26 protein-coding genes and 3 pseudogenes are annotated in these 22116 nt (G+C 40.7%); 25 read left to right on the top strand and 4 right to left on the bottom strand.

All coding sequences use genetic code 11. The features are described 5' to 3' along the window. Positions 1-34: 34 nt before the first annotated feature. Both DWZ44_RS05955 and DWZ44_RS19270 read left to right on the top strand, forming a co-directional pair. Entirely contained in the window at positions 35-877 is an 843-nt protein-coding gene (locus tag DWZ44_RS05955; RefSeq protein WP_055268294.1) for a helix-turn-helix domain-containing protein, read from the top strand. A 457-nt stretch (positions 878-1334) separates the two neighbouring features. Further along, a pseudogene (locus tag DWZ44_RS19270) lies at positions 1335-1478 on the top strand (group II intron reverse transcriptase/maturase); the annotation flags it as partial. A 25-nt stretch (positions 1479-1503) separates the two neighbouring features. Here the strand turns inward: DWZ44_RS19270 and DWZ44_RS18065 are convergent. Continuing rightward, positions 1504-1791, bottom strand: a complete 288-nt coding sequence (locus DWZ44_RS18065) for a hypothetical protein (RefSeq protein WP_118700397.1) — start codon at positions 1789-1791, stop codon at positions 1504-1506. Positions 1792-2011: 220 nt separating this feature from the next. On the opposite strand from DWZ44_RS18065, the gene DWZ44_RS05965 reads away from it, so the two are divergent. The 6 genes from DWZ44_RS05965 (at position 2012) to DWZ44_RS05990 (ending at position 9545) form a co-directional block, all read left to right on the top strand. Further along, positions 2012-2707: a polyphosphate polymerase domain-containing protein gene (locus tag DWZ44_RS05965; RefSeq protein ID WP_117510843.1), complete on the top strand. Its 696-nt coding sequence runs from the start codon at positions 2012-2014 to the stop codon at positions 2705-2707. Between the two features lie 11 nt (positions 2708-2718). Next, positions 2719-3396, top strand: coding sequence for a DUF4956 domain-containing protein (locus tag DWZ44_RS05970; protein WP_117804407.1), 678 nt, complete (start codon positions 2719-2721; stop codon positions 3394-3396). Between the two features lies 1 nt (position 3397). Continuing rightward, positions 3398-4879 (top strand): CotH kinase family protein, encoded by a 1482-nt coding sequence (locus tag DWZ44_RS05975; RefSeq protein ID WP_158565834.1) that lies wholly within the window; start codon positions 3398-3400, stop codon positions 4877-4879. A 198-nt stretch (positions 4880-5077) separates the two neighbouring features. Beyond that, positions 5078-7057, top strand: coding sequence for a hypothetical protein (locus tag DWZ44_RS05980; RefSeq protein ID WP_243002035.1), 1980 nt, complete (start codon positions 5078-5080; stop codon positions 7055-7057). A gap of 257 nt (positions 7058-7314) precedes the next feature. Then, positions 7315-8145: a HEAT repeat domain-containing protein gene (locus tag DWZ44_RS05985; RefSeq protein ID WP_147342463.1), complete on the top strand. Its 831-nt coding sequence runs from the start codon at positions 7315-7317 to the stop codon at positions 8143-8145. Beyond that, complete coding sequence (locus DWZ44_RS05990; protein ID WP_117510833.1) at positions 8142-9545, top strand: glycosyltransferase family 2 protein; 1404 nt, start codon at positions 8142-8144, stop codon at positions 9543-9545. Before DWZ44_RS05985 ends, DWZ44_RS05990 begins: the two co-directional genes overlap by 4 nt. A gap of 56 nt (positions 9546-9601) precedes the next feature. Here DWZ44_RS05990 and DWZ44_RS05995 read toward each other — a convergent pair. Next, a pseudogene (locus DWZ44_RS05995) lies at positions 9602-9844 on the bottom strand (IS630 family transposase); the annotation flags it as partial. A 92-nt stretch (positions 9845-9936) separates the two neighbouring features. On the opposite strand from DWZ44_RS05995, the gene DWZ44_RS06000 reads away from it, so the two are divergent. Next, positions 9937-10200, top strand: a complete 264-nt coding sequence (locus tag DWZ44_RS06000) for an HNH endonuclease (protein ID WP_242991206.1) — start codon at positions 9937-9939, stop codon at positions 10198-10200. A 307-nt stretch (positions 10201-10507) separates the two neighbouring features. Here the strand turns inward: DWZ44_RS06000 and DWZ44_RS06005 are convergent, their stop codons facing one another. Next, positions 10508-10885 carry a DUF2800 domain-containing protein gene (locus tag DWZ44_RS06005; protein ID WP_330411384.1) on the bottom strand — a complete coding sequence of 126 codons (378 nt, stop codon included), beginning with the start codon at positions 10883-10885 and terminating at the stop codon, positions 10508-10510. Between the two features lie 380 nt (positions 10886-11265). Further along, on the bottom strand, positions 11266-11448 hold the full coding sequence (locus tag DWZ44_RS06010; protein WP_117510831.1) for a hypothetical protein: 183 nt from the start codon (positions 11446-11448) through the stop codon (positions 11266-11268). Positions 11449-11786: 338 nt separating this feature from the next. Between DWZ44_RS06010 and DWZ44_RS19275 the strand changes: the two are divergent. From DWZ44_RS19275 to DWZ44_RS06080, 16 genes and pseudogenes are all read left to right on the top strand, one after another. Next, positions 11787-12020 (top strand): annotated as a pseudogene (locus DWZ44_RS19275) (site-specific integrase); the annotation flags it as partial. Between the two features lie 285 nt (positions 12021-12305). Beyond that, positions 12306-13091 (top strand): ParA family protein, encoded by a 786-nt coding sequence (locus DWZ44_RS06020; protein ID WP_015529850.1) that lies wholly within the window; start codon positions 12306-12308, stop codon positions 13089-13091. After that, positions 13081-13986 carry a ParB/RepB/Spo0J family partition protein gene (locus DWZ44_RS06025; RefSeq protein ID WP_074108874.1) on the top strand — a complete coding sequence of 302 codons (906 nt, stop codon included), beginning with the start codon at positions 13081-13083 and terminating at the stop codon, positions 13984-13986. The genes DWZ44_RS06020 and DWZ44_RS06025 overlap by 11 nt, the downstream gene beginning before the upstream one ends. After that, positions 13983-14117, top strand: coding sequence for a hypothetical protein (locus DWZ44_RS18985; RefSeq protein WP_008371487.1), 135 nt, complete (start codon positions 13983-13985; stop codon positions 14115-14117). Before DWZ44_RS06025 ends, DWZ44_RS18985 begins: the two co-directional genes overlap by 4 nt. A 4-nt stretch (positions 14118-14121) precedes the next feature. After that, positions 14122-14289, top strand: coding sequence for a hypothetical protein (locus tag DWZ44_RS18400; RefSeq protein WP_172680790.1), 168 nt, complete (start codon positions 14122-14124; stop codon positions 14287-14289). Beyond that, complete coding sequence (locus DWZ44_RS06030) at positions 14279-14590, top strand: DUF6050 family protein (protein WP_074108872.1); 312 nt, start codon at positions 14279-14281, stop codon at positions 14588-14590. The genes DWZ44_RS18400 and DWZ44_RS06030 overlap by 11 nt, the downstream gene beginning before the upstream one ends. Positions 14591-14719: 129 nt before the next feature. After that, positions 14720-15118, top strand: coding sequence for a hypothetical protein (locus DWZ44_RS06035; protein WP_074108870.1), 399 nt, complete (start codon positions 14720-14722; stop codon positions 15116-15118). A 13-nt stretch (positions 15119-15131) separates the two neighbouring features. After that, positions 15132-15530: a single-stranded DNA-binding protein gene (locus DWZ44_RS06040; RefSeq protein WP_074108867.1), complete on the top strand. Its 399-nt coding sequence runs from the start codon at positions 15132-15134 to the stop codon at positions 15528-15530. 13 nt (positions 15531-15543) lie between these two features. Further along, positions 15544-15936 carry a hypothetical protein gene (locus DWZ44_RS06045; RefSeq protein ID WP_055039906.1) on the top strand — a complete coding sequence of 131 codons (393 nt, stop codon included), beginning with the start codon at positions 15544-15546 and terminating at the stop codon, positions 15934-15936. Continuing rightward, a complete protein-coding gene (locus DWZ44_RS06050; protein ID WP_015529851.1) occupies positions 15929-16810 on the top strand; it encodes a replication initiator protein A in 882 nt (293 codons plus the stop codon). The genes DWZ44_RS06045 and DWZ44_RS06050 overlap by 8 nt, the downstream gene beginning before the upstream one ends. Positions 16811-16820: 10 nt before the next feature. Continuing rightward, positions 16821-17639, top strand: coding sequence for a replication initiator protein A (locus DWZ44_RS06055; RefSeq protein WP_055039905.1), 819 nt, complete (start codon positions 16821-16823; stop codon positions 17637-17639). Next, positions 17639-18433 carry an ATP-binding protein gene (locus DWZ44_RS06060; RefSeq protein ID WP_074108865.1) on the top strand — a complete coding sequence of 265 codons (795 nt, stop codon included), beginning with the start codon at positions 17639-17641 and terminating at the stop codon, positions 18431-18433. The genes DWZ44_RS06055 and DWZ44_RS06060 overlap by 1 nt, the downstream gene beginning before the upstream one ends. 82 nt (positions 18434-18515) lie before the next feature. Beyond that, on the top strand, positions 18516-19007 hold the full coding sequence (locus tag DWZ44_RS06065; protein WP_055039903.1) for a PcfB family protein: 492 nt from the start codon (positions 18516-18518) through the stop codon (positions 19005-19007). 23 nt (positions 19008-19030) lie between these two features. Further along, positions 19031-20890, top strand: coding sequence for a VirD4-like conjugal transfer protein, CD1115 family (locus tag DWZ44_RS06070; RefSeq protein WP_330411391.1), 1860 nt, complete (start codon positions 19031-19033; stop codon positions 20888-20890). Between the two features lie 121 nt (positions 20891-21011). After that, entirely contained in the window at positions 21012-21227 is a 216-nt protein-coding gene (locus DWZ44_RS06075; RefSeq protein ID WP_017144663.1) for a Maff2 family mobile element protein, read from the top strand. A gap of 12 nt (positions 21228-21239) precedes the next feature. After that, positions 21240-22109, top strand: a complete 870-nt coding sequence (locus DWZ44_RS06080; protein WP_027090294.1) for a VirB6/TrbL-like conjugal transfer protein, CD1112 family — start codon at positions 21240-21242, stop codon at positions 22107-22109. Positions 22110-22116 lie beyond the last annotated feature (7 nt).

Raw genomic sequence — 22116 nt, forward strand, 5'->3', positions numbered from 1 at the left:
TTGCAATTTGCTTTCAAAAAATGGAGGAACCACCATGCCTCAGGAAATTACACGCACACAGACTGAAAAATACACTGTCTACACCGGCCCTACCGCGGAAAGCTTTTCTCCCACCATGGCCGGTATCACTTACCCGGATCCTGCCTATGAGATCCTGGTTTATCGCAGACCCCTGTGTGTGTTTGAATACGTTTTAAGCGGCCGTGGACATATCGAGCGAAACGGCAGTATCCTCACTGTAAATGCCGGAGATGCCTATATCCTTACTGCCGGCACCTACCACCACTACTATTCAGACAAAGTTGATCCCTGGACCAAGATCTGGTTCAATGTCAGCGGCAGTCTGGTACAGCATCTTCTCTCCGATTACGGCTTAGACGGTGTCACCCTGATCCCCCGCTTCCATAACGAAACACCTCTGACCCGGATCCTTGATGCCTTTACCGCCGACCCTGTACACTCTGCTGACAAGCTGGCTGTACTGCTCCATCAATATATTCAGGAGCTGGCGGATTTTCTGGCAAACAAAGTTCCCATCAATCCTACTGCACTGGCGATCCGCAATTATATCGATATGCACTTAACAGAAAGTCTGTCCTTGGATCATCTGGCAGATACCGTTTCCCTGTCCCGCTCCAGGCTCATCCACCTGTTCCAGGAGGTATATCATGTTGCTCCCTACCAGTATTACCTGTCCCAGAAGTGCAAGCTGGCCCAGTCCATGCTAAGCCGCACCACTCTTCCTGTTTCTGCCATCTCCACACAGCTTGGGTTCTTAGACCCTCACCACTTTTCTTCCTTTTTCAAGAAACAGTGCGGTCTGTCCCCGGCTTCTTACAGAAAACTCCACACAGCGCCTGGGAATTTTCCCACCTAAGTATTATTCTTTCTAAAAATGGAACCAAGGCAACGAAACTACTTTTTTAAGTACTTTCATTGCCTTGGATTATAGTGTATTTTCTTTCTGTTTACGATACAAAATACAGCTAAAAAGGTATGAATTATTGCTACTACATATTTACTCCTAAGGGAGTCAATTATTTCTTACAGTACTTTCTCCTCATTTTTTTCGGGGACAGGCACCGGAAGCTGTAGCCAATCTCGTGTGGTCTATATTTTTTTGGTGGTCACAGATCAACGATATACAGAAAATGTTAGCTTTGCAGAATAAGCTGCAGTCCAATCGGATTGATATGAAAGGGGTCATACAGGAATATCAGGAGACTCAGAGAACTGCTGAAGTGAGTGAGAAGAAACAAGCCTTTCTTCAGGATTTTAAAGAAATGATTACGGAGGCAATAAGGGCGTTAAAATCGGACACAGAATGGGCAGAGCTGGACTTATCAAAATACTTTGACACACTCAATCATGAAATTCTCATGAACTTACTTCGCAGGAATGAAAAGGATGAACGAGTGGTGCAGCTGATTAAGCGTTATCTGAAAAGCGGTGTAATGGAGAATGGAGTAGTCATGGAAGAAGTTTAAGTCAAAGCTGAAAGGATTATCTTCCCGTAAATCCGTACAGGCAATTAAACCAAGCTTTGTCGTAGCCGATGTATTCAAAATGAACATTCCAGTAGCGTGCCATAAGACGTAAGGTATCATATCCATAGCCGCTTCGTTTTCCGGTTTCATCCTGCATATGGTATCCGTCCATCTCAAAGAATCCCACGCGTATGGTTTCACGCTGTGAAATGGCTTCGGTGGCATAGGGCGATTGTGGATACAGTACGATCACACAGATAAATGTTAATAGTATTTCAAGATATTTTTGGTAGTTTGATATCATACAACATCCCCATTTCATAAGGAATCCCCATTTCCATTATGATTTTTATATATTTGTTTATAAAATATCATATCTTTTGGTATATATTGTCAATAAATGTTGATTTTATCGAGAGTTCATTGTATACTACAAAGTTTTATTCCATATATGGACAAAAAAAATTATGGATGTATACTATTGTAGTATTTACTAAAAAGCAAAAGCAGGAGGAAATAATACTGTGCGCGATGTACTGCGGGAAGAAAAGAAATTTCTACTTAATCAGGCAGAAGCATTAAAACTTCGGAATTATTTGTCAAATGTGGTTCATACTGACTCACATAACGGACCGGATGGTTATCAGGTACGTTCTTTGTACTTTGATTCTTTGTCAAATCGGGATTTTCAGGAAAAGGAAGATGGTCTGGAGTTAAGAAGGAAGTTTCGTTTGCGGGTATATAGTCCTGATGCGGATTTTGCACTGTTTGAAATGAAGCAGAAGCAGGGACCTTATCAGCGGAAGCGATCATTAAGATTATCCAGAAGGGAAGCGCAGGCTCTCATTGAGGGTGATTATTCTGTACTTTTAAACAGTGGCAGTGAGTTTGGACAGGAATGTTATTCAATTATGGAAATGTGGGCATACCGTCCTAAAACAGTTGTAGAATATGACAGATTTGCATTTATCGCGCCGGAAAATTCTATTCGAATAACTTTTGATTCTGGAATACGGGCTAATGAAGTAAATTTCAATATATTTGATAGAAATCTGGTGTTAAACAGTGTAATGTCTCCTTTTGCTGTAGTGTTGGAAGTAAAATATAACGGTTTTTTGTTAAGCTATATCAAGCATATGCTTCTGCCCGTTCAGAAAAGCGAGCTTTCTGTGAGCAAATACTGTATGGCAAGACAAATTGGCTGTGACTACAGATTTTAGGAGGAAAGGAAATGAAAGAGACGATTTATAACCTGCTTGCCCAGCAGGGGGATATGACCTGGCAGCAAATTACAATGCATATTCTGGTAAGTGCTGTCATTGGTCTGTTTATTTTTATTTCATATGTGATCTCACATAAGGGAACGATTTACAGCAAAAAATTTGGAGTAACACTAATCGTTCTGACTGTTATGACAGGAACAGTTATGACTGTCATAGGAAACAATATTGCATTGTCGCTTGGTATGGTCGGTGCATTATCTATCGTGCGTTTTCGAACTGCAATAAAAGATTCCAGAGATACTGTATATATTTTCTGGACGATCATTGTGGGAATATGTTGTGGAGTTGGAGATTATCTGGTTGCTGCAGTAGGCAGTTCTGCTATTTTTCTTATCTTTCTTATCATGGGAGCAATCCGCAGTGATAACCGTATGCTTTTGATCATCCGTGCAAAAAGAAGCCGCTGTGAAAATATAGAATCCCAGATCTTTCGTTATTTTGGGACTGGTGCCGTTCTTCGGGTAAAAAATACGACAGAGGAGAATGCTGAGTACATTTATGAATTATCCAGAAAAATACTGGAAAAAGTTCAGAAACAGCATCCGGCTTTAACAGATGATTTCTATAACCTTGGACAAATTGAAAGTGTTAATATTGTAGCTCAAAGCGATGAGATTTATAACTGATATGAAATATAAAATAATAGGATTTACATGCTGCTTTGCGGTTATTCTGATTGCCGTTTTTGCGCCATTGTTTTATAAGGACTACCGAAAAACAGAGAGAATTCATCAGCATGAACAGGAAATTCCCCAAGAACCATGTACGGATCCTGCGGATGGCGGTCTGTGTACATATCTTCCGATTGTCAAAATTGATACAGATGGGGTGGTAATCCCGGGAAGACCCATTAAGGATGATGGAAACAACCGCATTTATACACGTGCTGCTGATGGGGAAACTACAATTGCTGCTCAGATGGATATAATCGGAAATGACAGCAAAGAGTACCATCATGCAAATGAAACGGCAGATGTATCTTCTGCAATCCGCATACGAATGAGAGGTAATTCCTCAAGAGAGTTTGATAAGCCAAGCTATGCCATCAGACTTGTAGATAAAAAAGGGGAAAACAATCCGCTTTCCATTATGGGAATGGATGCGCACCATGAATGGGTATTATACGGTCCCTGGCTCGATAAAACAGCCATACGAAATTATATGTTTTACAATCTTGCCGGAGAAATGATGTCTTATGCGCCAAATGTAAGATTCTGCGAAGTAATTCTTAATGGTGAATATGAAGGTCTATATGTAATGACTGAAATGATAACCGGCGGAAAAGATGGCGCCAGGCTGGGACTTCGTGTAAATGCCAAGCGCAGCACATTTTCCGGATACCTGCTTCGCCTGGATCATCAGCATGCGGGCGAAGAAGCTTTAAACAGCTTTACAACGTATACCTACAAAACCCCCTTCATGCTGCAGATAGAATATCCCGGAAGCAGGAACAGGGATGCCAGACTGACAGAAGAAATCCGGCAGGATTTTTCAAATTTTGAAAAAACTCTGTACTCATATGATTATGACAGGGAAAAACATGGCTACACTTCTATGATAGATGTAGACAGCTTTGTAGATTACTTTATTATCAATGAGCTTTCCAGTAATGCAGATGCCGGAAACTATTCCACTTATATTTATAAGGGAACAGATAATCTGTATCATATGTGTGTATGGGATTTTAATAATGCCTGTAATAACTATTTCGAGGAGGAACTTCCTTATACTGGATTTTTCCTGAACAACCGATTATGGTTTGAAATGCTTATCAAAGATGAGGATTTTACTGAACGGATCATCCAGCGATATCATTCCTTGCGAAAAGGTCTGTTAAGTGAGGAATCACTTTATCGTTATATTGATGAAACCCTTGATTTTATCGCACCAGCTCTTGCAAGAAACGATGCACGATGGGGAAGTGTAGAACAGCAGGCAAAGGGACTTCTGGTTCCGGTATCAAGAAATCTGGACAGCAGATCTGCCGCTGAAGGACAGCTAAAAGGTTACTTGCGAAACAGAGGAAAATGGTTGGATGAAAACATTGAGACTCTGCGTCAGTATTCAGCATCCTCCCGTGTAAAGCAGTATAATGAGGTTAATGATTAAAATATGAAACGATTTATTATCAGCATATCTGCCATCATTCTGCTTCTATTTATTGGATTTATAGCTGTGTTTTATGGCGGATTTTATATGGACTCAGACCGGGACAATCATATAAACACATTTGTCCGGACTGAGAATAAAGAGATACTTATAAAGGACAAAGATAAGTGGAAACCATTTGAAGTCAGGGGAATTGATATGGGAAGCGGTATTCCTGGTGAATGGTCTACAGATTATGCGATCACCAAAGAAACCTATCTGCACTGGTTTCAGCTGATCCAGGAAGCAGGAGCAAATACGCTGAGAGTCTATTCTGTCCAGAATCCGTCTTTTTATAAAGCGTTCTATGAATACAATTCCCAACATGAGGAGCCGTTATATTTACTTCAGGGAATCTGGGTAAATGATTATATACAGAACTCCCGAGTGGATGCATATGCCGACTCCTTTGCAGGAAAGCTTCTGGATAATTGCCTGGTCACTGTAGATGTGATCCATGGAAAACGACTTATCATCAATAATGATGCAGATACAAGTACAGGACTTTATTTACACGATGTCTCGAAATGGGTGCTGGGATATATTATCGGAAATGGATGGGAAGATACAACAGTTGCATATACAGATGAGAAATATCCGGATATGGAACCTTATAAAGGAACCTATCTTATTGCTTCAAAAGATGCCTCTGCCTTTGAATCCCTGCTTGCCAAAACAGGTGACAGGATGCTGCACTATGAATCAACAAGATATGATGAGCAGCGTCTGATCTCCTTTTCCAGTGGAAATGCAACAGATCCCTTTGATTATCCTAAAGAGATTGCAGAATATTTCAGAAAATGTGCCCGGATCGACACAGAACATATAACTGCAACTGATAAATTTATATCAGGTCAGTTTGCCAGCTACAGTGCATCTCCATATGATCAGGATTACTTTTCCTGTATGGAATACACAACATGGAACAGCTTGTCTGATAAAAAGATTGACTTTAGTGACTGTATCACTCCTGACGGAAAACGGAATACTTATCGGGCATATTTAAGACTTTTAAACGAACATCATACAATGCCGGTTTTGGCTGTTGAATTTGGTGCAGCCACAGGACGAGGTGAGATTCATGAGAATCAGGTGACCAGCAGAGGACTTGGATACTATTCTGAAAAAGAACAGGGAAAGATTCTGGTAGATTGTTATGAAGACATTATGGCTGCCGGACTTTCCGGAGGCTGTGTCTATTCCTGGCAGGATGAATGGTTCAAGCATACCTGGAATACCATGTATGCTGTAGATTTAAGCCGTAATATTTACTGGGAAGATGCTCAGACAAATGACCAGCATTTTGGCCTGCTGGCATTTGACTGTGGGGAAAAAGAAAGTGTTTGTTACGTGGACGGTGATACTTCCGAATGGACGGATAAAGATAGGGTGATCCAATATGAAGACGGCTCTTTCATCAGTGTGAAGTATGATGCCTCCGGTGTTTATTTATATCTCCATAAAAAGGACTTTGATCTGGAAAATGACACGCTGTATGTTCCGGTTGATACGACCAAAAAAACAGGCAGTACCCGTATGGAAAATTGTACAGCAGAATTTGAAAGACCTGCAGATTTTGTACTGGTCTTAAATGGAAAAGATAATACTCGTCTGTTGGTTCAGGATCGGTATAATCCCATTCATGCCAATTATGAGGAAGATATTACAGGAAAAGATCCTTATATTGATCCACCAGCCAGGGACAGCGCTGTATTCGAAAATATCAGCATGGTATTACGGGATGTTATTGGTCAGTATCAGGATGCTGCCACACCGTTAAAAACCTTTGAAAGTGGAAAGCTGTATTATGGTAATGGAAATCCATCTGCATCTGCTTATGATTCCAGGGCAGATTTTATCTGTAATGGAGATGATGTGGAAATTAGAATCCCATGGCAGCTGCTGAATTTTTCTGATCCGTCCCGAATGCAGATCCATGATGATTATTATGACGGAAATTATGGCATTGAATCAGTGGGGATCAAAGAGATGTTTATAGGTTTTGGCGGAGAAGGAAATACAATCGAGATGGGAGGCCTTAAACTGAAAGGATGGGAGAATACAGTATCCTACCATGAAAGATTAAAAGAAGCATACCAGGTTCTGAAGACATACTGGACAGGAAAGGAATACGAATGATAGCGCAGCTTGTGATTGTTTTTTATTTTATTGTCTGTGTGGGGATTATCATTTTTAACTGCTTTACAGAGATAATTTCAAGATATCGTTCCTGTGTTCTGAAAAGGAGGGAACAACGATATTGCGAAGAATACAGACAGTTGTTTTCAGAAAATATAACGGAAAATAAAAAGCAGGAAAAAAGGCTGGTTAAAGAGCTTCATTCAGCCAGCAGACTTCTGACGTTCAGTGAAGCATTATCTAAAGTTGAAAACAGTATGCCGGAACAATTCCAGCAGGGAATAGCATCTGTAAGTCGGCTGATGGAAGAACTGATACCGGTTTATAAAAGAAAACCGGATATGGAAAAGGCCTGCCTGGCTTATGTATTTGCCATATTTCATATGACGAAATTCCAGGCTAAGGAAATTGTTTTCCCATTTCTTTTTGACCTGCTTGGAAATAAAAGTCTCTATTGCAGGGAGAATGCTTTGCGGGCATTATACAGTTCAGAAGATATACAAGCGGTTATGCAGGCATTGACATTTCTGGATGCAAATGAGCAGCTGCTTCCGCATAAAAAAATACTTGCAGATGGACTTCTTTCCTTCGATAAAAAAGAAGAACTGATACCACTCCTTTGGAAAAAATTGAGTGAATTTCATCCAAGGATGCAGGTAAGCTTGTTGGATTATATTCGATATGCATCGTCAAACTGGAAGGATGAAATGCTGTCTATGCTGGAAACAAGCCAGGATATGGAAATTCAAATCGCATGTGTCCGCTATTTTGGCAGATATCAGGATGAAAGAAGTGTTTCTTTTCTGCTTCATCACGCTGAAGAAGAAAAGGAAGGGTTCTGGGAATTGCAGAATGCCTGTATTTCTGCTCTTGCTGTGTATCCCGGACCGCAGACACTGGAAATCTTGAAAAAAGAGACTTCCAGTAAAAACTGGTATGTCCGTTATAATGCTGCAAAAAGCCTTGCAGTTCTGAATACAGACAGGGATGCATTAGCTGATATTTTACAGGGAAATGACCGCTACGCAAAAGAAATGTTAGAGTACCAGCTGGATGAAGTAAAAGTACAAAGGGGGGCGGGTTTATGACCGATGCATTTCGTTTTTTTCTGGAATGTGTCAATCTGTTTTTTATTATATACCTGATTGGATATTCCAGCTTTTTGTTTTTGTCGGTTGTAGCAGGCGCAATTGAGCTGTACAGATCATACCGCCTTGAACAGATGCACAATAAACTGTGGCAAAGCTATTACATACCGGTTTCCATTCTTGTTCCGGCTTATAACGAAGAGGTTACGGTGAAGGATACAGTCACTTCACTTCTCAACCTGGATTATAAACTATATGAAATTATAGTAATAGATGATGGTTCTAAAGACAAAACATCTCAGGTTCTGATTGATGCATTTCATATGGAGCGAGTGGAACGCCCGATCCGTCATCTGATCCAATGTCAGCCTGAGGAAGAAATTTATGAATGCCCGAACCAGAAAGTGCCCATTACTTTGATCCGCAAGAAGAATGGCGGAAAAGCAGACAGTTTAAATGCCGGAATCAATGCAGCCAGGTATCCCTGGTTTATCTGTATGGATGCGGACTCTATTTTACAGCATGATTCGCTGGAGAAAATCGTTCGCCCGGTTCTGGAGGACGAAAATGTAATAGCCGTTGGTGGAAGTGTCCGCCCAGCCAATGGTGTTGTCATAAAAAAAGGTCATGTGATAAAATACAGGCTGCCCAGAAATATAATAGCAAGAATGCAATCCCTGGAATATGCCCGTTCTTTTCTGGCAGCACGTATCCTGCTGGATAAAATCAATGCAAACATGATCATATCCGGAGCTTTTGGATTATTTGAGAAAAAAACAGTGATTGCCGTAGGCGGATATGACAACAGTACAATGGGCGAGGATATGGAACTGGTAGTCAGACTTCATGAATTCAGCCGCATGAATCGTAAGCCATATAAGATTGATTTTGCACAGGATGCCATCTGCTGGTCGCAGACTCCGGAAAAATTAAGTGAATTAGGCAAGCAGCGGAAAAGATGGCAGAGAGGATTGTTCCAGTGTATGTGGGGACACCGTAAAATGCTGGCAAACCCACGGTACGGAGCTGTAGGACTTTTATCCTATCTTTATTTTCTGCTTTACGAATTATTGTCACCATTTATTGAACTTTTGGGTGTACTTACAATGGTTTTATCTGTGATGATGGATATGCTGAACGTGAAATTTATGCTGGTATTTCTTGCATACTATGCCCTGTATGGTATTTTACTCACATTAACTGCATATTTTTCAAGAATCTATACCATTGACCAGAGGTTTTCTTTTCGAGAGCTGATCCTTGCTATTACTGCTTGTTTTTTTGAAACAACTTTTCTCCGCTTTTATCTGGAGTTTGTCCGTGTGACTGCATTTGTGGGATACAAGAAGAACAAACTGAACTGGGATAAACTGGAAAGAAAGAAAATGAACAGAATATAGTTTTATTACTATGTCAATTTATCTAGTAGATCAAATAATAAATAACTGGCTACATTTTACGAAACGTCTTCTGGTGAAATTTCATCGGGCTTATAAGTCCAATGATAGACTACTGGATCTGCATTTACTTCATCGAAATATTTATAAATTCTGTCTTCAAGTTCCTGCTTTGTATTAACTCGAATTCCCTTCAGCATCTGCTTTGTCATCTTGCTGAAAAAGCTTTCAATCAAATTTAGCCAGGAACTATGGGTTTGTGTAAATACAAACATGTAGCGTCCTTCTGGTTTTGTTGCAAGGTAGTTCTGAACCTCTTCTTGCAAAATATAACCATGTATGTGCTGCATGTGGAAGAACCCCGAAAGATACAGGGTTTCAGCAGGATCATAAAGTGCCGAGACTTAGAGGGGGAAGTGATGAAATTTCAAATTGGCAACCATTGTGTGATGAATGCAATAACTTTAAAAGTACTGCTTGCAGAGATTGCCAGTTAGATTGTGAAACTTGTTGTTGGGCATATCCTGAAAAATTTAAACCTTTTCATATTCCTGGAGAGTTAGTTAAATGTTTGCGCGAACATGCTCAAAAGCTTGGCAGGAATCCCGATGAATTACTCACTGAAATTATTACAAATTATATTGAAAACCAAAATTAGAAAAACACACAGACTCATGGTTAGTGTAATAAGGGTCTGTGTGTTTTTCTGTTATAGAGGAAGAGAGTAATTATTGTTATGAGGATCAGTGCGGTATTTATATTCCTGTAATTTTTCATCTTTGTTAATCAGCATAGAATAGATAGTCTCTAAGAGGAATGGCAGATAAAGATGTTGTATGTTATAATCTTATAAAATGATGAAAAGTGTAGGAATGGCCATTAAAAAATTAAATGTGTTATATACCATTGACGATAAAGAATTTCCATCAATGGATTATATAAATGTACTTGAAAAAATGGAAAGGTTATAGAACGCCCAGACCATATTTGGAGTCAATGATGTGAAGTACATCATCCGCTACGATGAGGCAGTCCCCCGTTCCAAAGCCATCCGGTACCCATCTGGAAAAATCAAGTCTTTGTTCTACAAGCACCAGAGGATCTTTACAGAGTTTCTTTGCTTCTTCGAACTGTTCTATGACGAAGTTGCAGTATTCCTCTGTGCAGTTTTCCATCTCCACATCGTAGTAATCCAAATCTGCAGTCGGATCACGCCCGGATTTTCCAAGAGCTTTCAGAACTTTGTATTCACAGAGTTTATGTGCATCTGTTCCCTGCTGTGCATAAGGACTTGCCCGATCCCTGATCTCAGCACATAACCTTACGGATGGTGGGCAGTTCAATCACTGCTTACTTGAGGGAGCGGAGAGCAATGCGTGTTTAGGCATTGCCGATCACCTCCAAAGCTGCGATCACTTCCGGGTATTTATCAGCAGGAACTCCGGTCAGAGTACCATCGGAAGAAAAGGTTGCTACGATCTTCTTCACATCCGCTTTATACTTTCCGGCATCTGCCTTGGCCTTCTGAGCCAGTCTTGCTCTGACATCTTCTTTGGTATAAGTGATGGTTTCGGATTCCTTTTCAGGAGAAACTTCCTGCGCCGCCTCAGATACTTTTTCTGCTTTGACTGTTTTTTACTTTTTCGCTGGAGCTTTCGGCTGTGTCACGTCTTCTGTGGAAGAGTAGATTTCACTAAGCCGTGTGAAGCTGTCAGCAATGGTCTTAAATAACTTCGCCAATTCTTTTTCCTTCATCGTCTTTTGCCTCCTTTGACATATGGTTGACTGCGTTTTTCTTTGCAAGCTGTCTGGTAATGACACTGATTGCAATCAGCACATCTGAGATTTCCTTATCAAGTTCTGCATCGCTGATTATGGCAGCATCTGTTTCTGTAACATTTCCCATCGTTTACACCGCCTTTCTGAAAGACTTTTCCTTTCACTATCCCATGGACACAAAATCCCAAAAAGGGCGGGAGAAAAATTTAAAGTGGTCGGATTGGATTTTTACATTTATATAGAAGAAACCCGCTCAAAGGAAAAAAATTAAAAAAAGTGCCGCCCAATTCGCAGATTCCTGTCCATGGGATAGTGAAGAGATAAATACACATCTCTACCATTTAACGAAAGGAGCTATTCTTATGGGAGTAGGTTATAGAAACCAGGAAGGCTATGCCGATCCGGTGCCATATCTGGCAATCTCCAATATGAATGTCCAATATTACCCCTCATGTTTGCAGACATGCAGGAACAAGAGTGCTGCCGATAACAGAAGATGTGGCAGAAATGTTTCGAGCAATCATCGAAGACAGGAATGCTCCTAAAGTGGAAAAATCCATTGATGGCTACAGTGGATTCCTTTTCTACGATGACAATGGAATGCCACTTGTGGCAATGCACTGGCAGCACCGATTCAACCACATGGTCGGCAGATACAATGATATCTATCGGGTGCAGATGCCTAATATCACACCTCATGGTCGAGTTATAATAAGGACAAGTTAGAAAACTCCAGTAAATACAAGGGGTTGCACTAATTTAGTCCTTATTTTTAACTCCCTGAAAAAGGGAAAAATAAGGCAGCGCTGTCATTCCAGAATATGAATTATTACAGATCCAGACTGGAAATGGATTTGTGTAAGACAAGAGTAAAAACAACAGAATTATTGTAATTATAGGACTGAATTAGCTCGCATGGAATATAGATTCCGGTTGTCTAATTCAGTCCTCTTTTTGATTGACGACGATGAAAGGTGATGAAAAATGGCTAGAATTATTTCTATTGTAAACCAAAAAGGGGGAACGGGAAAATCCGCATGTACAGCTAATTTAGCAGTAGGATTAGCACAAAAGAATATGAAAGTGTTGATTGTAGATGCCGATCCACAGTCTGATGTATCCGCAGGATTTGGATATCGTGATTGTGATGACAGTAATGAAACACTTACAGCTCTTATGGATGCAGTAATGAAAGATGAAGATATTCCTTCAGACTGTTATATCAGACATCAGGCAGAGGGAATAGATATTATCTGTTCTAACATTGGACTGGCAGGTACGGAAGTACAGTTGGTAAATGCAATGAGCAGGGAATATGTATTGAAACAGATTTTATATGGTATCAAGGATCAATATGATGCAGTCATTATTGACTGTATGCCATCATTGGGAATGATTACGATCAATGCGCTGGCTGCATCAGATGAAGTCCTCATTCCAGTTGAAGCGTCCTACCTGCCAATCAAAGGCTTGCAGCAGTTGTTAAAAACGATCGGTAAGGTTCGTAAGCAGATTAATCCGAAGTTGCAAGTCGGTGGGATTCTGTTCACGATGGTCGATGCGCATACAAATGATGCCAGAAATAATATGGAACTTCTCAGAAATGTATATGGAAGTCAAATTCATATCTTTGATAATTATATTCCATTTTCTGTAAGAATGAAGGAAGCAGTCAGAGAAGGACAGAGTATTTTCTCTTATGATCCGAAAGGCAAAGCTACAGAGGCTTATCGGAGAGTGACGGAGGAGGTGCTAGAAGATGCCATCTAAAAAAAGAGCAACTCCCATTTCCTTACAGCCACTTGATGCGTTGTTTGGAACAAACGAAGAAACAAACAATGGAATTTGCGAGATAAAAATAGGAAGCCTTCATCCATTTCCAAATCACCCGTTTCAAGTAAAAGATGATAAGAAAATGGAAGAATTATTAGAAAGCATTACACAATATGGCGTGTTGGTTCCTGGTATTGTGCGGTTGAGAGAGTCTGGTGGTTATGAGCTGGTAGCTGGTCATCGGCGAAAACGAGCATGTGAACTTGCTGGACTAGAGAAAATGCCGGTTATCATCAAAGATCTTACAGATGATGAAGCGACGGTGATTATGGTAGATTCCAACATTCAACGAGAAGAGCTGCTGATCAGCGAAAAGGCATTTGCTTATAAAATGAAATATGAGGCGTTAAAGCGTCAGGGAAAACGATCTGATTTAACTTCTTGCCAAGTTGGCAAGAAGTTGGCGGCAGAAGAAGTCAGTCAGAATACAGGAGATAGTTCCAGACAGATTCTTCGATATATTCATCTGACAGAGTTAGTAGCAGAGCTATTAGAATTGGCAGACGAGAAGAAGCTTCCCTTTAACACAGCTGTTGAACTTTCTTATTTGAGAACTGAAGAGCAGCAGATATTATTTCAGTATATGAGTAATCACAATATGGTACCGTCCATGAAGCAGGCAAAGGAATTGAAACAAATTTCAAAAGAGCGGATGTTGACGTATCCAGAGATTGACCAGATTTGCATGAATGAAAGTACTGAAAAAGTTCAGGTGCAGATTCCGGCGAAGAAATTGAAACAATATTTTCCAGAGACATATACAAAGACTCAGATGGAAGAAATTATATTTATGCTGTTGGCATCGTGGGCAGAAAGAGAGGGGAAAGAATGAGCAATGAAGATATGGCAAGTAGAATACAAGTCTATCTGAAAAAGATAGAAAAGATACGTGTTAAACGGATGAAAAGAGAGAAGTTTAAACATTTGTTGAAAACATTAGGATTATCAGCAGGAAGGAAGTGAAAGTATGGCTTTAAAAATTGTACGAAGATATGATGCGAACGGAAGGGAGCTTACGGAGAAAGATCTGGAAACCTTTCGATTGGATTCTCCTGTGGTTAGAGAAATATTGGCAAACTTTAATCGGGAGGTGGCGGAAGGAATCAGACAGAGGGAGAAAAAGGGTGACGATTGAAGACGTAATTAAAAAATCAATTCTGCCGCTGGCATTTATGGTATTCTGGTTTTGGATGACAAAAACAATAATGAAAGTCAGTGGTCAGACAGATTGGTTCTGGTGGATATTTATTGCCGGATTGCCATTTGGAATACATAAAATGCGGCTGATTCTAATCCCTAGAGGAATGGATACCACAGCAACACTTGGTATGGCTGCATTAAGTGTCATCATTGGAGCATTGATCGGAAGTATCATAATTCCAGTGTATGTGATCAGAGCGATATACGTTTTTATACGGTATATCATTGGAAGATAGAAAATTAGTTTGATAAGAGGCAGGCTTGCGAAAACAAAAATCGTAAGTTTGCCTCTTTTTTTGTGCCTAAAAACAGGCAATTCAGGGTAAATCCCTTTTGCAAATATATATACTTGGAGGATTTTTAAGATGAGAGAGCGAATTGAAAGTAAGCATGTAACAAAAGAAATCAAAAGTCAGATGCCAGTGATCCCGGTGGAAATTGTTAAAGAAAGAGGCTGTACGTTCTGCCCGTATTATCTGGGCAATTATGAGAAACAGCCACGCTGTATGATGAAAACCTGTGCCTGGGATGATGAAAATGAACGTTTCCATCCAGTTCTTCGTGGACTGATTCCATTTTATAAAGAGAAGATGGAAAAAGCAGAAGAGAAGTTCCTTGCAATGAAAAAGATTTATACAACACTGTTAGGAATGTTTGCCGATGAAATGAAGCAAGAAGAGTTGGAAAAAGATGAATGTTACGGATGTGCCTATGGAAAATGTGGACCATGTATCGGCATCTGTTACAAATCAATGAAAGTATAGGAGGGTTAAGCCAATGAATACAACAGTTATTTCCGGGCGATTGGTAAGAAATCCCGGATACAACGAAGTGGAGAATGAAAAAGGATTTCATAAGATTGCCAAGTTTGTTCTGGCAGTCAGAAGAAATTATTCCGATGAAGTCAGTTTCATTCCGGTAAAGGCTTTTGCAAAGAAAGCAGAATTTGCCAGAGATTATCTGATGCAGGGAACGAAGGTCATGGTGGAAGGCGAGATTGTCACAGGTAATTATGAAGATAAGGATACCGGGAAAAAGATTTATACCACCGAAGTGTATGCAAACCGGATTGAATTCGCAGGTGCAAAAATGGTTGACAGACCACCGTTTCCAGAAGATGCGGAAGGGTTCTTAGAGATCCCAGAGGGCATGGAAGAAGAAATGCCGTTTAGATAGAGGAGGATAAAAGATGGTTTCAGTAGATCAGGCGTATATGGTAGGGCATATGAAGAATGCCGATGGAAGTATCAATAACAAAAATGTAGTGCTGTCAGCAGCATGTGAAGCAGCGGAATTGTTCCAGTGCATGATGTCAGTAAATCAGAAACTGGAGGACTGGCAGAGATTTAACCACACCTTGGAGCAGCATCTTAGAAGTGTGGAATGTGAGAAAATCCATGATATCTGTCAGGCAGTATATGGAATGAAACATCTGTCCGATGAACTGGAAGGATTGTATCTGGCAAGAGAGGATGAACAGATATGCCTTCTGTACTATCAGGTATTTGTAGGGATGTTGGAAATCAATATCAATTCAGCTGAAGTGCTGTACAAACAGAAGGAGGAAACAATCAATGAGTAAGATGGAGTATATGCCGGTAGATTGTCTGCAGGTGCCGAAGGTGCTGTTCCAGATGGAAAAATACAAAAATCTGTCAAATACAGCAAAGATTTTATACAGCTTATTTCTGGATCGTTTGAAATTTGCGGTGCAGAATGGTTGGGTAGATGGTAAGGGGGATTTGTATGTAATTTATCCAAAAAGTGAAATGAAGAAAGACCTGAATACAACCAGATATGGGGTAGATCAGGCAGTACAGGAACTGGTGGAGGTTGGAAATCTGGTGCGTATCATTCCGAACAATGGAAAGGCAAACCACTTTTATATCAACGATATTTATGAAAATGAGATGGAGGAAGAATCAATGATGACATTAGACAGCATTATGGCAAATATGCCGATGGAAGAAAGAGAAATTATCATGGACAAGATGGTGGCAGCATCCAGAGATATTCTGGAAACAATTGCAGATATGGGATATCTGGATGAATATGAGACACCACTGACTCCTATGGAAGAAAGAAATTATCGAGATGAGCTTGGACAGCTTGATATTGATCAGATTTCCTGTGATGGCTATGAATTTGGCATGGACCTGGCATTTGGAATCCTGGAAGAAAATGAGGAAAATGCTGATAGAGTACTGGACATTCAGCAGTATGTGAATAGGCAGAATAAAAAGTGTTCAAAAAAGAAATTTATGAAAGTTCTGGAGACTCTGGTACACGCAATAGGAAATGATGAAGGATTTATTGCCGATATGTATGCGTGTGATAAAGAGGCAAGGAAAATTTATCTGGAAGAAGCGGTGAATGCGTTCAATTATGTGCTTGATGAATTGTGTCATGGCACAGGAAGTGCAGCAGGGTATGACTTCAACAATATGGAAGAATAGGAAATAAATTATGGCAGATTTTGAATACTTCAGAGCAGAAGAATCTGACCAGTTTTCTTTTTTCCGAATACCGAAAGCTCTGTTTACAGAAAAGGAATTTCAGGGTCTTTCCACAGATGCAAAACTCTTGTATGGAATCCTTTTAGACCGCATCAGTCTATCAAAGAAAAATGGATGGATTGACAGTGACGGTTATGTCTATATCATTTATACGATTGCAGAACTGCAGGATCTTTTGCGGATGTCCCATACGACTGTAACAAAGCTCCTTTATGAACTTGACAGTGTGCATGGAATTGGACTGATTGAACGTTACCGGCAGGGAAATAACCGTCCCTCTGTCATATATGTGAAAAATTTTGTGAAACGGGTCAGAGGAAAGCCAGACAGATATTTTCATTCCGGATTGCAAGAAAATGGAAGTCCGGATAGCAAGGAGTTGGAAATTCGGATAGCAAGAAATTGGAAGTCCGGGCAGCAAAAAAATAGAAGTCCGGACTGCAAGAATCTGGAAGGAAGTAATACTAAGATAAATAAGACAGAAAAGAATCATACTGATAAGAGTAAGAGCAACACTCACGCTTTGGAAGAAAATTTCAGTCAGTATGGGAGATTCAAAAATGTTGTTCTGTCGGAACCGGAACTGCAGGAGTTGATGACTTTATTTCCGTGGGACTACCAGAAACGGATTGATCATCTTTCTGTTTATATGAAATCCAGTGGAAAAGAGTATCAGAATCATTTTGCAACAATCTGTCTTTGGGCAGAACGAGATGGAGCCAGGGCAGGAATGGGCAAATATGAATTTCAGGAAGGAGAAAGCCTGTGATGGAAAATAAAGTAACAGCAGATTATCTGGATGAAGAGGGATGTCTTCATTGTGGTATCTGTGGAAAAAGAAAACAGATGAAAGTCAGTCTGATGGGATTTGAGCATGTAGTGTCCTGTTTGTGCGAATGCGAGGTAAAAGCCAGGCAGGAACTGGATGAGAAGATGCAGCGGGAAGAAGCACAGAGGCTGCTTTATCAGAGAAAGTCAGTCGGACTTCGGGAAAGAAGATTCTGGGAATGGAAATTTGAAAATGACAATGGAAGCAACCAGAAGATACTAATCGCCAGGCAGTATGTAGAAAATTGGACAGATATGAAGAGAAAAAATGTAGGACTGCTTCTGATAGGACCAGTTGGAACCGGGAAAAGTTTCTTTGCAGGCTGTATTGCAAATGCACTTTTGGAACAGGGAGAACGTGTCATGATGACGAATTTTTCCAGGATCTTAAACGAAATGACCAGCTATCAGGCAGATAAGAACCAGATTATACAAAATCTTGTGGATTATCCGCTGCTGATTATTGATGATTTAGGAATAGAACGAAATTCCGAGTTTGCTTTGGAGCAGGTCTATAATGTGATAGATAGCCGTTATTGTAAAATGCTTCCGCTGATCGTAACAACGAATCTGGGACTGAATGAAATGAAATCCACAGATTTGGATACTGCCCATCAGCGTATTTACAGTAGAATACTTGAAATGTGTGTTCCCATCTATTGTGGTGGAGAAGATAAGAGAAAAGAAGAAGGGACAGAAAAACTCGTACAGGTGCAGAACCTGATTACCGGTTAATCTGTCTTTTTTCATTAAAGGGGGTGATTGCCATGATTACAGATCTGGACAGCAGTTGAATCGCTGAAAGGAGGGAAAAGTCATGCAGGAAGAGGTAACTCAGAAAACGGTCACGTTCTGTATTCGGACAACTAAGATTACAGCAGACCTGTTGAAAAAGGTTCTTGTTGCGTATCTGCGTCATCAGAAGCAGAAATCAGTAGAGAAGAAAGCACAGAAAAATCAGCCGAAACAGGGAAAGGTCACGGTAAAAGAGCTGGCAAAACAGAATGCCGGGATGGTCAATATCGAGATCACGGACAAAAATATCAAGTCCTTTGAACGGTATGCTAGAAAATACGGGATCAATTATGCTTTGAAAAAAGACAAGAGCAAAGAGCCTCCGGTTTATCTGGTATTTTTCAAGGGACGTGATCAGGATGCCCTCAATGCTGCTTTCCGTGAGTTTTCCCAGAAACAGATTCAAAAAGCGAATAAGCCTTCCATTCATAAGCGTCTTGCAGCTTACCGGGCAATGATGCCAAAGAAGACGAAGGACAAAGTAAAGAACCGGCATCAGGAGCAGAGTCGATGAAAAAGAAAAGCGGCAAAACTCTGATGCAGAAGTGGAAGAATAAAATCGGGGGTAAGCTGTCCGCCCTGGATAAAAAGAAACTGGTTCTTACAAATATCCCTTATGCTCTGGCTGCTTTCTATGCAGACCGGGCATTTTTTCTTTACCGGAACAGTCCGGGAGAAGATATGGGGAACAAACTTTTATATGCAATGGAACACGCAGACCGGATTTTTGCTGGTTTTGTGTTAAGCAATAATTGGAAAGATCTGCTAGCAGGTATTGTTGTTGCAGTCGTTCTGAAAGTGTTGGTTTGGCAGAAACAGGCAGACGCAAAGAAATTACGGAAAGGCATCGAGTATGGTTCAGCCAGATGGGGAACCGCAGAGGATATCAAGCCTTATATGTCGGAAGATCCATGGATGAACATTCCATTGACAGCAACAGAAGCACTGACGATGGAGAGCAGACCGAAGCAACCGAAATATGCAAGAAATAAAAATATTGTAGTTATCGGCGGCAGTGGTTCCGGTAAGACACGTTTTTTCGTAAAACCATCGGTCATGCAGATGAACTGTTCCATGGTCATTACAGATCCCAAAGGCACTCTGATCGAGGAGTGCGGGAAGATGTTAGCAAAGGGACCGCCGAAGAGGGATAAAGATGGAAATGTCATCAAAGATAAATCCAGGAAAGTGGTATATGAGCCTTATGTGATTAAGGTTTTGAATACGATCAATTTTTCTAAATCCCTTCATTACAATCCATTTGCTTATATACGGTCTGAAAAAGATATCCTGAAGCTGGTGACAACAATCATTGTAAATACCAAAGGCGAAGGGGAAAAAGCTTCCGAAGATTTTTGGGTGAAAGCAGAGAAATTGCTGTATACAGCACTGATTGCTTTTATCTGGTATGAAGGTGATGAAGAGGAAAAGAATCTGAATACTCTTCTGGATCTTTTGAATGAAAGCGAAACCCGTGAAGAGGATGAAACTTACCAGAATCCAGTGGATATGATGTTCCAGGAACTGGAAGAAAGAGATCCGCAGCACTTTGCGGTCAGACAGTATAAAAAATACAAAATGGCCGCCGGCAAAACGGCGAAGTCGATTTTGATTTCCTGTGGTGCCAGACTTGCCCCATTTGATATCGCAGAGCTTCGTGAGATCATGTCTTACGATGAAATGGAGCTGGATAAGATCGGAGACAGGAAAACAGCCTTGTTTCTGATTATGTCCGATACGGATACCACATTCAACTTTGTGATTGCGATGTTGCAGTCACAGCTTTTCAATCTGCTTTGCGATAAGGCAGATGATGAATATGGTGGAAGACTTCCGGTGCATGTGCGTGTCATCGCTGATGAGTTTGCCAACATCGGACAAATTCCTCAGTTTGACAAGCTGATCGCAACTATCCGAAGCAGGGAAATCTCTGCTTCTATTATTTTGCAGTCACAGAGTCAGTTAAAGGCAATGTATAAGGATAGTGCAGATACCATTCTGGGCAACTGTGATACGACTTTATTCCTTGGTGGGAAAGAGAAGACCACATTAAAGGAAATGAGTGAGCTTCTGGGTAAGGAAACCATTGACCTGTATAACACTTCGGAGACGAGGAGTAATCAGAAGTCTTTTGGATTGAATTACCAGAAAACAGGCAAACAGCTGATGACAGAAGATGAGATTGCAGTCATGGATGGAGGAAAATGTATCCTGCAGATCCGTGGTGCCAGACCATTTTTCTCGGACAAATATGATATCACGAAACACAAAAACTATCGGCTTCTTGCAGATGAAAACGAGAAGAACCGATACAAAGTTGAGAAAGAGTTAAATCCGCAGTACACACCGAAATCTGAAGAAGAGGTGGAAGTAATTCATGTAGAACTGTCGGAGTAACCTTGGGAATGAACGAAAAATAATGAGGAAAGGAATAACTGACATTAGGTGCGCCGGCTTTTTAGTCGGTGTTTTTTCATTCCCGTAAACACCTGAAAAAAGTCAGTTTTGGTGAATGTATATGGCGTTTTTTAGCAGTGCAATTACAACTTTAAAAACTCTTGTAGTCGCAATCGGTGCAGGTCTTGGCGTGTGGGGTGTCGTAAACCTTCTGGAAGGATATGGGAATGACAATCCCGGCGCTAAGAGCCAGGGCATCAAACAGCTGATGGCTGGTGCCGGAATCATGCTGCTGGGAACTACCCTGATTCCACAGCTGGCAACATTGTTCTCTTAAGAGGAGTAGTAGATGAACACCATCATTGAGAGAATTACGGAAGCGATAAAGGATATCCTGATCGGGCTTATCAAGTCAAGTTTGGATAACATGTTCACGTCTGTCAATGAGCAGGTGGGAACCATAGCCGGGCAGGTGGGACAGACACCGCAGGGATGGAATGCAGGGATTTTTAATCTGATTCAGAATTTATCCCAAACAGTGATTGTCCCCATTGCGGGACTGATCATCACCTTTGTCCTGTGCTATGAATTGATCACGATGGTAACACAGAAAAACAATTTCCATGAATTTGAGACTTACAATATTTTCCTCTGGATCTTCAAAGCGTATGTAGCTATTTATCTGGTGACAAATACGTTCAATATCACGATGGCGGTCTTTGACGTTGGCCAGCATGTGGTCAACAATGCCGCCGGAGTAATTTCCGGAAACACAGCAGTGGACGCATCGGAAGCAATCACAAGGATTGTGGATGCACTGGAAGATATGGAACTGGGGGATTTGTTCCTGCTATCCATGGAAACGATGTTGATCAGTGTTACCATGCACATTCTGTCAATTATCATTACGGTAATCTTGTACGGCAGGATGATAGAAATTTACCTTTATACTTCCATAGCACCAATTCCGTTTGCCACTATGACGAATAAGGAATGGGGCAATATCGGAAACAACTATTTAAAAGGCTTGTTCGCACTGGCATTTCAGGGATTCTTCATGATGGTCTGTGTGGGAATTTATGCAGTTTTAGTAAATGCAATGACCATATCCAGTGACCTTCATGCAGCAATGTTTTCAGTAGCGGCTTATACCGTGATTCTTGCATTTTCATTATTCAAGACCGGAAGCCTTAGCAAATCGATATTTAATGCCCACTAACGGGCAG

This window comes from Blautia sp. AF32-4BH (assembly GCF_003460565.1).
GTDB classification, from domain to species: domain Bacteria; phylum Bacillota; class Clostridia; order Lachnospirales; family Lachnospiraceae; genus Fusicatenibacter; species Fusicatenibacter saccharivorans.

What these genes read in the sequence shown, in the direction of transcription:
- DWZ44_RS05955 (WP_055268294.1), top strand. Translation starts at nt 35, where the DNA reads ATGCCTCAGGAAATTACACGCACACAGACTGAAAAATACACTGTCTAC.
- DWZ44_RS18065 (WP_118700397.1), bottom strand. Translation starts at nt 1,791, where the DNA reads ATGATATCAAACTACCAAAAATATCTTGAAATACTATTAACATTTATC.
- DWZ44_RS05970 (WP_117804407.1), top strand. Translation starts at nt 2,719, where the DNA reads ATGAAAGAGACGATTTATAACCTGCTTGCCCAGCAGGGGGATATGACC.
- DWZ44_RS05975 (WP_158565834.1), top strand. Translation starts at nt 3,398, where the DNA reads ATGAAATATAAAATAATAGGATTTACATGCTGCTTTGCGGTTATTCTG.
- DWZ44_RS05980 (WP_243002035.1), top strand. Translation starts at nt 5,078, where the DNA reads ATGGGAAGCGGTATTCCTGGTGAATGGTCTACAGATTATGCGATCACC.
- DWZ44_RS05985 (WP_147342463.1), top strand. Translation starts at nt 7,315, where the DNA reads ATGCCGGAACAATTCCAGCAGGGAATAGCATCTGTAAGTCGGCTGATG.
- DWZ44_RS05990 (WP_117510833.1), top strand. Translation starts at nt 8,142, where the DNA reads ATGACCGATGCATTTCGTTTTTTTCTGGAATGTGTCAATCTGTTTTTT.
- DWZ44_RS06010 (WP_117510831.1), bottom strand. Translation starts at nt 11,448, where the DNA reads ATGGGAAATGTTACAGAAACAGATGCTGCCATAATCAGCGATGCAGAA.
- DWZ44_RS06020 (WP_015529850.1), top strand. Translation starts at nt 12,306, where the DNA reads ATGGCTAGAATTATTTCTATTGTAAACCAAAAAGGGGGAACGGGAAAA.
- DWZ44_RS06025 (WP_074108874.1), top strand. Translation starts at nt 13,081, where the DNA reads ATGCCATCTAAAAAAAGAGCAACTCCCATTTCCTTACAGCCACTTGAT.
- DWZ44_RS18985 (WP_008371487.1), top strand. Translation starts at nt 13,983, where the DNA reads ATGAGCAATGAAGATATGGCAAGTAGAATACAAGTCTATCTGAAAAAG.
- DWZ44_RS18400 (WP_172680790.1), top strand. Translation starts at nt 14,122, where the DNA reads ATGGCTTTAAAAATTGTACGAAGATATGATGCGAACGGAAGGGAGCTT.
- DWZ44_RS06035 (WP_074108870.1), top strand. Translation starts at nt 14,720, where the DNA reads ATGAGAGAGCGAATTGAAAGTAAGCATGTAACAAAAGAAATCAAAAGT.
- DWZ44_RS06040 (WP_074108867.1), top strand. Translation starts at nt 15,132, where the DNA reads ATGAATACAACAGTTATTTCCGGGCGATTGGTAAGAAATCCCGGATAC.
- DWZ44_RS06045 (WP_055039906.1), top strand. Translation starts at nt 15,544, where the DNA reads ATGGTTTCAGTAGATCAGGCGTATATGGTAGGGCATATGAAGAATGCC.
- DWZ44_RS06050 (WP_015529851.1), top strand. Translation starts at nt 15,929, where the DNA reads ATGAGTAAGATGGAGTATATGCCGGTAGATTGTCTGCAGGTGCCGAAG.
- DWZ44_RS06055 (WP_055039905.1), top strand. Translation starts at nt 16,821, where the DNA reads ATGGCAGATTTTGAATACTTCAGAGCAGAAGAATCTGACCAGTTTTCT.
- DWZ44_RS06060 (WP_074108865.1), top strand. Translation starts at nt 17,639, where the DNA reads ATGGAAAATAAAGTAACAGCAGATTATCTGGATGAAGAGGGATGTCTT.
- DWZ44_RS06065 (WP_055039903.1), top strand. Translation starts at nt 18,516, where the DNA reads ATGCAGGAAGAGGTAACTCAGAAAACGGTCACGTTCTGTATTCGGACA.
- DWZ44_RS06070 (WP_330411391.1), top strand. Translation starts at nt 19,031, where the DNA reads ATGCAGAAGTGGAAGAATAAAATCGGGGGTAAGCTGTCCGCCCTGGAT.
- DWZ44_RS06075 (WP_017144663.1), top strand. Translation starts at nt 21,012, where the DNA reads ATGGCGTTTTTTAGCAGTGCAATTACAACTTTAAAAACTCTTGTAGTC.
- DWZ44_RS06080 (WP_027090294.1), top strand. Translation starts at nt 21,240, where the DNA reads ATGAACACCATCATTGAGAGAATTACGGAAGCGATAAAGGATATCCTG.